Origin of the sequence: Lentzea aerocolonigenes (assembly GCF_000955955.1) — a bacterium.
In the GTDB taxonomy this organism is placed as follows: domain Bacteria; phylum Actinomycetota; class Actinomycetes; order Mycobacteriales; family Pseudonocardiaceae; genus Lentzea; species Lentzea aerocolonigenes_A.
Map to the genome: position 1 here is coordinate 1 of NZ_JYJG01000580.1, position 6,335 is coordinate 6,335.

Below are 6,335 nucleotides of genomic sequence, written 5' to 3' on the forward strand. Positions count from 1 at the left end.
GTCCCACTGAGCGTGAATCACCCGCCAACGTTCCGGGTCGCGCCACTAAGGTTGAAGCCATGCGCGTGGCCGGCCTCCTGCTAGCTGCGGGGGCCGGCCGCCGGTTCGGCACCCCCAAGGCCCTTGTCCCGTTGGACGGCAAGCTCTTCGTCGACAGAGCGGCCGAACTCCTCAAGTCCGCCGGCTGCGATCCAGTGGTCGTCGTCCTCGGCGCCAAAGCGGACGAAGTGCGCGCAGCGGCCTCTTTGGACGGCGTCACCGTCGTCGACAACCCGCACTGGGACACCGGAATGGGCTCGTCGCTGCGAACCGGACTGCACGCCATCGGCATCGTCGAAGCGGTTGTCGTGCTCCCCGTGGACACCCCCGGGGTCACCGTCGAAGCGCTCCACCGCCTCATGGCTCTCGCCGAACCGGAAGTCCTCGCCCGCGCGGTCTACCACGGCGAAATCGGCCACCCGGTACTGATCGGCAGCGACCACTTCGCGGGCGTGATGGCCTCGGCAGCAGGCGACCAAGGCGCGCGGGACTACCTCAAAGCCAGCACCGTCCGCCACGTCGAATGCGCTGACGTGGCGGACAGTGCGGACGTCGACAAGCCCGAGGACCTTAAGCGACGTACCGGCGAAGCTTGATGCCCGACGACACGTTGGACGCGCTCAGCCACGCGAGCCCGCCACCCGAGTAGGCCGGGTCGGACACGGCGAACTCGTTGCCGCCGGCGCGGTAGCCGACGATCGTCGCGTAGTGGCCGCCGGAGTAGTTGCGGCCGTTCAGGCGGATCACGTTGATGACGACGGCGTGGCCGCGGTTCGCGTTGTAGACGACGTCGGCCTTGAGCTTGGTCAGCAGCTGCGCGTCCGTCGACCACTGCTTGACCTGGTAGTAGGTCGAGCCGGTGTAGTGGTCGAGGGCGTTCTCGAGGTTCTTGATGTTCGGCAGGCCGTTGGTCGTGACCTTCATGAACGAGGCCAGCGTGGACTGCTCGATGTACTTGCCTCGCGCGGTCAGGGCGATGCGGGCGGCGGCAGCTGAGCACCAGTAACCGGTCTTCTGGACCTGGAACTGGTGCGGCAGCACGCCTTCACCCTGGATGCCGAGCTCGGCGGCGGCCGGGATGACGTTCTCGCCGGGCGCGGCGATGGCCGGCGCGGTCAGGATGGTCATCGCGACGCCGACCGCGGCGACCGCCCCGGTGATCTTCGCAAGCTTCATCTTTCAGATCCCCTCAGTGGAGGCGCCGAACCCCTGGCGCGGCGCTCGGCGAAAGCTTGTCGGCTCGCGGTAAAGGCTCGCCACCACATTCGGCCAAGTCCTAAAAAGCCAGGTAAGAGTACTCACGCCCACGCAGAGTGGGGTGGTTTGGACCGTTCGGCTGAGTCGTCTCGAATCCGGTACAAGGCCTGAGACGCTGTGCCACTCTGCTTGCCGTGCTGCGTGTCCACTTCACGGCGGAGGACCTGGTGAGGGTGCGGATCGCCCCTGGTCCCGACCCGATGTGGGAGATCCTGCTGAGCCTGCACGTGCTGCGGCAGCGTTCGGCGACCCCGGTGTTCGGCGCGTGGCGCGCGAACGTGCGCACGACGCTGCCGGACGACGCCCGCTGGCTCATGCAGCTCGCGCCGCCTGTCGGCTACTCCCCCGACTTCCTGACTCCCACCGCGGGTTCCTGTGCCATCGACGCGGGCATCGACGCCGTGCTCAGCACACCCGTCGAGTCATTACGCGCCGACCTCGCCCAACTGGACGGCCCGCACCGAGACCCGCGCACCCACCTGCTGGCCAGCGGCGACGTGGCCACTTTGGACTCCCTCGGCGAGGCCTTGCGCGCCTACCACCGCCACGCGCTGGCTCCGTTCTGGGACGAGATCAGAGCGGGAGTCGACGCCGACCGCGCGGTGCGGGCACGTTCCTTTCTGGACGGCGGCGGCGAGGGCATGCTCTCGGCCCTGCACCCGACCATCTCCTGGGTCTCGCCCGTGCTGCGGATCGAGTCCCGCTTCCCGCAACGCGACGTCCACCTGCACGGCCAGGGCCTGGTGCTGGTCCCGTCGTACTTCTGCTGGGAACGCCCGATCATGCTCCGCGACCAGCGCCACCCGCCGGTCCTCGTCTACCCGATCGCCCGGGACCTGCACGTCGCCACCACCGGGAAACGCTCGCTGGAAGCCCTGCTCGGACGCACCCGCGCGGCCGCCCTCGAAGTCATCGCGGGCGGCTGCACCACCACCGAACTGGCGCGCAGACTCGGCATCTCGGCGGCCTCGGCCAGCGCCCACGCCTCCGTGCTGAGGGACGCGGGCCTGGCCGTGGCTCAACGCCACCGCAACTCCGTGCTCCACACCGCTTCGGCGCTCGGCGTGGAACTACTGGCGTGAGTCGGGCACGTCGGCGTAGTCGGGCAGCTCGAGACCGTTGATCGCACGGTCCACCAGCGCCATGAGCGCGTCCATGTCGGGTTCGGGACCCGGCTCGATCTCGGCCTGGGGCACCGCACGACTCTGCGCGTGCAGCCGGCCGATCTCCTGGTTGTCCGCGACGAACTGCCGCATCCGCTCCTCGTACGCGGCGAACCCGGCTTCCGGGTCCCACTTGGCGGCGGCCAGCTCTCCGGCGAGCAGGTACGCGCCGACCAGGGCCAGTCCGGTGCCCGCCCCGGACATCGGCGACGCGCAGAACGCCGCGTCGCCGATCAGCCCGACCCGTCCGGAGGACCAGCGGTCCATCTTCACCTGGGCGACCTGGTCGAGGTAGAAGTCCGGCGTGTCGTCGAGGTGCGCGAGGATGCGCGGCGTCAGCCAGCCGAAACCGTCCATCTTCGCGCGCAGCAACTGCTTCTGCGCCTCGATGTCGCGGTGGTCGATGTCGAACTCCTTCGCGGGGAAGGAGAACAGGGCCATCGCCTGCGTGGCGTCCTGGATCGGCCGCAGCCCGGCGGACCGCGCGGTCACCGGGTCCTGGTAGTCGAGGAACCAGCGGTCGAGCCCGAACTCGTTGGGCACGCTGTAGAAGGCCAGCACCATCCCGAGGTGGTGGATGAACTGCTCACGCGGCCCGAACACCATCCCGCGCAACGACGAGTGCAGCCCGTCGGCCCCGACCACCAGGTCGAACCGCCGCCGCTCACCGCTCGCGAAGGTCACGTCGACCCCGTCCGCGTCCTGCGTGAGCTCGGCGATCCGGTCGTTGAACACGTACTCGACACCGTCGCGGGTGTCGTCGTAGAGCACCTGAGCCAGGTCTCCGCGGAGGATCTCGATCTCCGCGATGAAACCGTCACCGCCGTCGTCTTCGGCGCTGAACGTCTGCACCACGTTCCCGTCGACGTCCACGGTGTGCGCGCCGGCCGTGTCCGTACAGGCCGCGCGCACCTCCGCGTCCAGCCCCATCCGCCGGATGACCTCCCTGGCCACCCCGCGCGCGTCCACCGCCTGACCACCGGGACGCAACCCGGCAGCCCGTTCCACCACGGTCACCTCGGCACCGCGCCGCCACAACCAGTGCGCCAGCGCGGGCCCGGCAATGCTCGCCCCCGCGATCAAAACACTGTTACCGCTCACCGCGACCCCCAATAATCGCTCAGCCGGACAACGGTCCGGAGTGTACGGAGCCTCACGGCCGCGCCCGCACCGCCGCGCGCGCACAACCACCAGCCACCACGAGCAGCGCCAACGCCACCCACACCGGCCACAGCTCGGAGTAGGTGATCGCCAGCGCGATGTTCGTCGCCCCGGCAGCCGTGAAGACCGCCGCCACCACGACCCAGAAGTAGAAGTACCGCCTGATCCAACCCACCCCCTGCCCACACGAGTCCCGTTATCGCGCGTATCGAGGTTTGTGGTGCTCGGGTTACTGGTGAGGTCACCTGCGATCCGGTACTACTGACCCGCATGACGACCGACACCGTGACCGGCTCCGACTACGGCAACCTCGTGCGCACGCACCTGACGCGCGTCGAACAGCACAACGCCGCCGCGCTCGACGACGTGGCCGAGCTCGTGCTGGCCGCAGTGCAGGCGGACGGCCTGCTCCTCACCGCGGGCGCCGGCCACTCCCTGGCAGCGGTCGCCGAAACCTTCTACCGCGCAGGTGGCCTTGCCTGCGTCCGCCCGATCTACCACCCGGAACTGCTCCCGATGCACGGCGCCATCAGCAGCACCTCGGCCGAACGCCGCAGCGGCCTGGCAGGCGAAGTCCTCCGCGAAGCAGGCCTCGCCCCGCACGACGTCCTCTTCGTCTTCTCCACCTCGGGCGTCAACTACTACCCGGTGGAACTGGCCCAGGAAGCCGCCGACGCGGGCTGCCCGGTAGTAGCCGTCACCTCGGTCAGCTCCAGCTCCCAAGCCCCGCGCCGAGCCGGCGTCACCCTGGCCGAAGTCGCCACCGTCGTCCTGGACAACCTCGTCCCGCCCGGCGACTCCACCTACCCGGTCGACGCCCCGGTCACCGCCGCCATCTCGACCGTCGCCACCACGTTCCTCTGGAACCTGCTGATGGTCCGCCTGATCGACAAGGCCACCGAGACCGGCGTGCAACTGCCGCTCTGGCGCAGCGCGAACGTCGAAGGCGGCGACGCGGCCAACGCCGACCTGCTCAAGCACTACCAAACCCGCGTCCCGCAGCTCGGATAGGTAGAAATCCTCAGGGTTTCTCAGCCATCCGCGGTTAGTCTCCCACCGGGGAAAGCACTTACCTGGGGGGAACTCAACCGTGGAACCGAAAACCCGCAGATGGATCCTGATCAGCGGCGCCCTCGCCACCGCCACCGTGATCGGCGTGGCGGGCGCCCTGCTCTGGAACTCAGACCCGGCCACCTCGGAAACGAAGGCCCCACCGGCCGAACGCCCAGGTGACGTGGCCCAGTCCTTCGTCAACAAACTCTTCAGCGCGGACGCCACCCCGGCAGCCCAGCTGACCGACGCCCCGGACGCAGCGGCAAAAGCCCTGAGCGCCACCAAAACCGGCATGGCCGACTCGGCCTACCAAGCCCGCCTGGCCACCTCACCACCACTGCCGGAGGACGCCACCGCCACGGAGATCGCCGCCTCCGTGACCTGGACGATGCCGAACTCAGCCCTGCTGAAGTACGACATCAAGATCCCGATGCAGAAGTCGGCCAGCAGCTGGAAGGTCCACTGGACCCCGGCGATCATCCACCCGCAACTGACCGAAGGCGCCTCCCTCACCTACCGCAAGGCCCTAGCCGACGGCGCCCTGCTGGGCCGAGACGGCAACCCCTTGGTAGCGAGCACCATCCCGGACGGCATCTACAAGGCCATCACCGGCCAAACAGGCGACCTCAAAGGCACCGACGGCTGGGAAGTGGGCATCGCCACCGGCAGCACCTTCACCGCCCTCGACGGCAAAAAGCCCGTGGCAGGCGAAAAGATCACGGTCACCATCGACCCGGCCCGCCAGGCGGCAGCCCAAGCAGCAGTGGACGCCCTCCCGCAAGGCGCAGCCATCGTCGCCGTCGACACCAGCACCACCGAAATCCTGGCCGTGGCCCAGAACAAGACCCTCTCCGGCACCAACCCGTTCGTGGGCCGCTACGCCCCAGGCTCAACGATGAAAATCGTAACGGGCGCCGCCATCCTGAACGCGGGCCTGACGCAACCGAACGCCGCAGTCCCCTGCCCGGCCAGCACGACCATCGGCCAACGCACCATCAAGAACGCGGACTTCGGCTACGACTCCCTCCCGTTCCACACCGCCTTCGCCTACTCCTGCAACACAACGTTCGCCCAGTTCGGCTCCCAACTGCAACCGAACGCCCTCCCGGACATGGCCAAACGCTTCGGCCTGGGCGCCGACTGGACAATCCCGGGCGTCGACACCAACACGGGCAAGGTCCCAGCGGATTCCGGCACCCAACTGGTGGAGAACAGCTTCGGCCAAGGCACCGTGGTAGCCAGCCCCTTCGGCATGGCCCTGGTAGCCGCAACCGCCGCCTCAGGCAGAACCCCAACCCCAACCCTCATGCGAGGCAAGCCCGCCACGGCCAACGACGTGGCCGCCCCACCGCCACCGGCTCTGCTCCCACCGCTGCGCAACATGATGCGCGAGGTAGTCACCTCGGGAACCGCCAAGCAACTGGCCGGAATCCCAAACCTGTACGGCAAAACGGGAACCGCAGAAGCAGGCGGCGGCACCGCACACGGCTGGTTCGTGGGCTACCAGGGCAACGTGGCCTTCGCGGTCCTGGTGGAAAACGCGGGCTCATCCCAAAGCGCCCTAACAGCAACCGCAGCCTTCCTAAAGGGCTAAGCCCAGCACCCAACGGCGCCCAAGCGATGCCGTAGGCGAGCAGTACCGACGGCGCAGCCGAGGCGTCT

7 protein-coding genes are annotated in these 6,335 nt (G+C 68.7%); 4 read left to right on the top strand and 3 right to left on the bottom strand.

The window, feature by feature from the left end; translation table 11 throughout:
* Positions 1-635 (top strand): nucleotidyltransferase family protein (locus tag UK23_RS47410; RefSeq protein WP_330770662.1); only part of this gene is annotated, 635 nt, incomplete at its 5' end.
* On the opposite strand, the gene UK23_RS47415 is transcribed toward UK23_RS47410, so the two are convergent.
* Positions 610-1,215, bottom strand: a complete 606-nt coding sequence (locus tag UK23_RS47415; RefSeq protein WP_045318447.1) for a C39 family peptidase — start codon at positions 1,213-1,215, stop codon at positions 610-612. The genes UK23_RS47410 and UK23_RS47415 overlap by 26 nt on opposite strands.
* A gap of 215 nt (positions 1,216-1,430) precedes the next feature.
* Between UK23_RS47415 and UK23_RS47420 the strand changes: the two genes are divergently transcribed.
* A complete protein-coding gene (locus tag UK23_RS47420) occupies positions 1,431-2,378 on the top strand; it encodes a helix-turn-helix domain-containing protein (RefSeq protein ID WP_045318448.1) in 948 nt (315 codons plus the stop codon).
* Here the strand turns inward: UK23_RS47420 and UK23_RS47425 are convergent.
* Positions 2,367-3,560, bottom strand: a complete 1,194-nt coding sequence (locus UK23_RS47425; protein WP_196778197.1) for an FAD-dependent monooxygenase — start codon at positions 3,558-3,560, stop codon at positions 2,367-2,369. The genes UK23_RS47420 and UK23_RS47425 overlap by 12 nt on opposite strands.
* Positions 3,561-3,612: 52 nt before the next feature.
* Entirely contained in the window at positions 3,613-3,795 is a 183-nt protein-coding gene (locus tag UK23_RS47430; RefSeq protein ID WP_045318450.1) for a hypothetical protein, read from the bottom strand.
* A 95-nt stretch (positions 3,796-3,890) separates the two neighbouring features.
* Here UK23_RS47430 and UK23_RS47435 point away from each other — a divergent pair, with 95 nt between their 5' ends.
* The gene (locus UK23_RS47435; protein WP_082115553.1) at positions 3,891-4,631 is read left to right on the top strand and encodes an SIS domain-containing protein; all 741 of its coding nucleotides are present in this window, start codon (positions 3,891-3,893) and stop codon (positions 4,629-4,631) included.
* A 79-nt stretch (positions 4,632-4,710) separates the two neighbouring features.
* The gene (locus UK23_RS47440) at positions 4,711-6,267 is read left to right on the top strand and encodes a penicillin-binding transpeptidase domain-containing protein (protein WP_045318451.1); all 1,557 of its coding nucleotides are present in this window, start codon (positions 4,711-4,713) and stop codon (positions 6,265-6,267) included.
* Positions 6,268-6,335 lie beyond the last annotated feature (68 nt).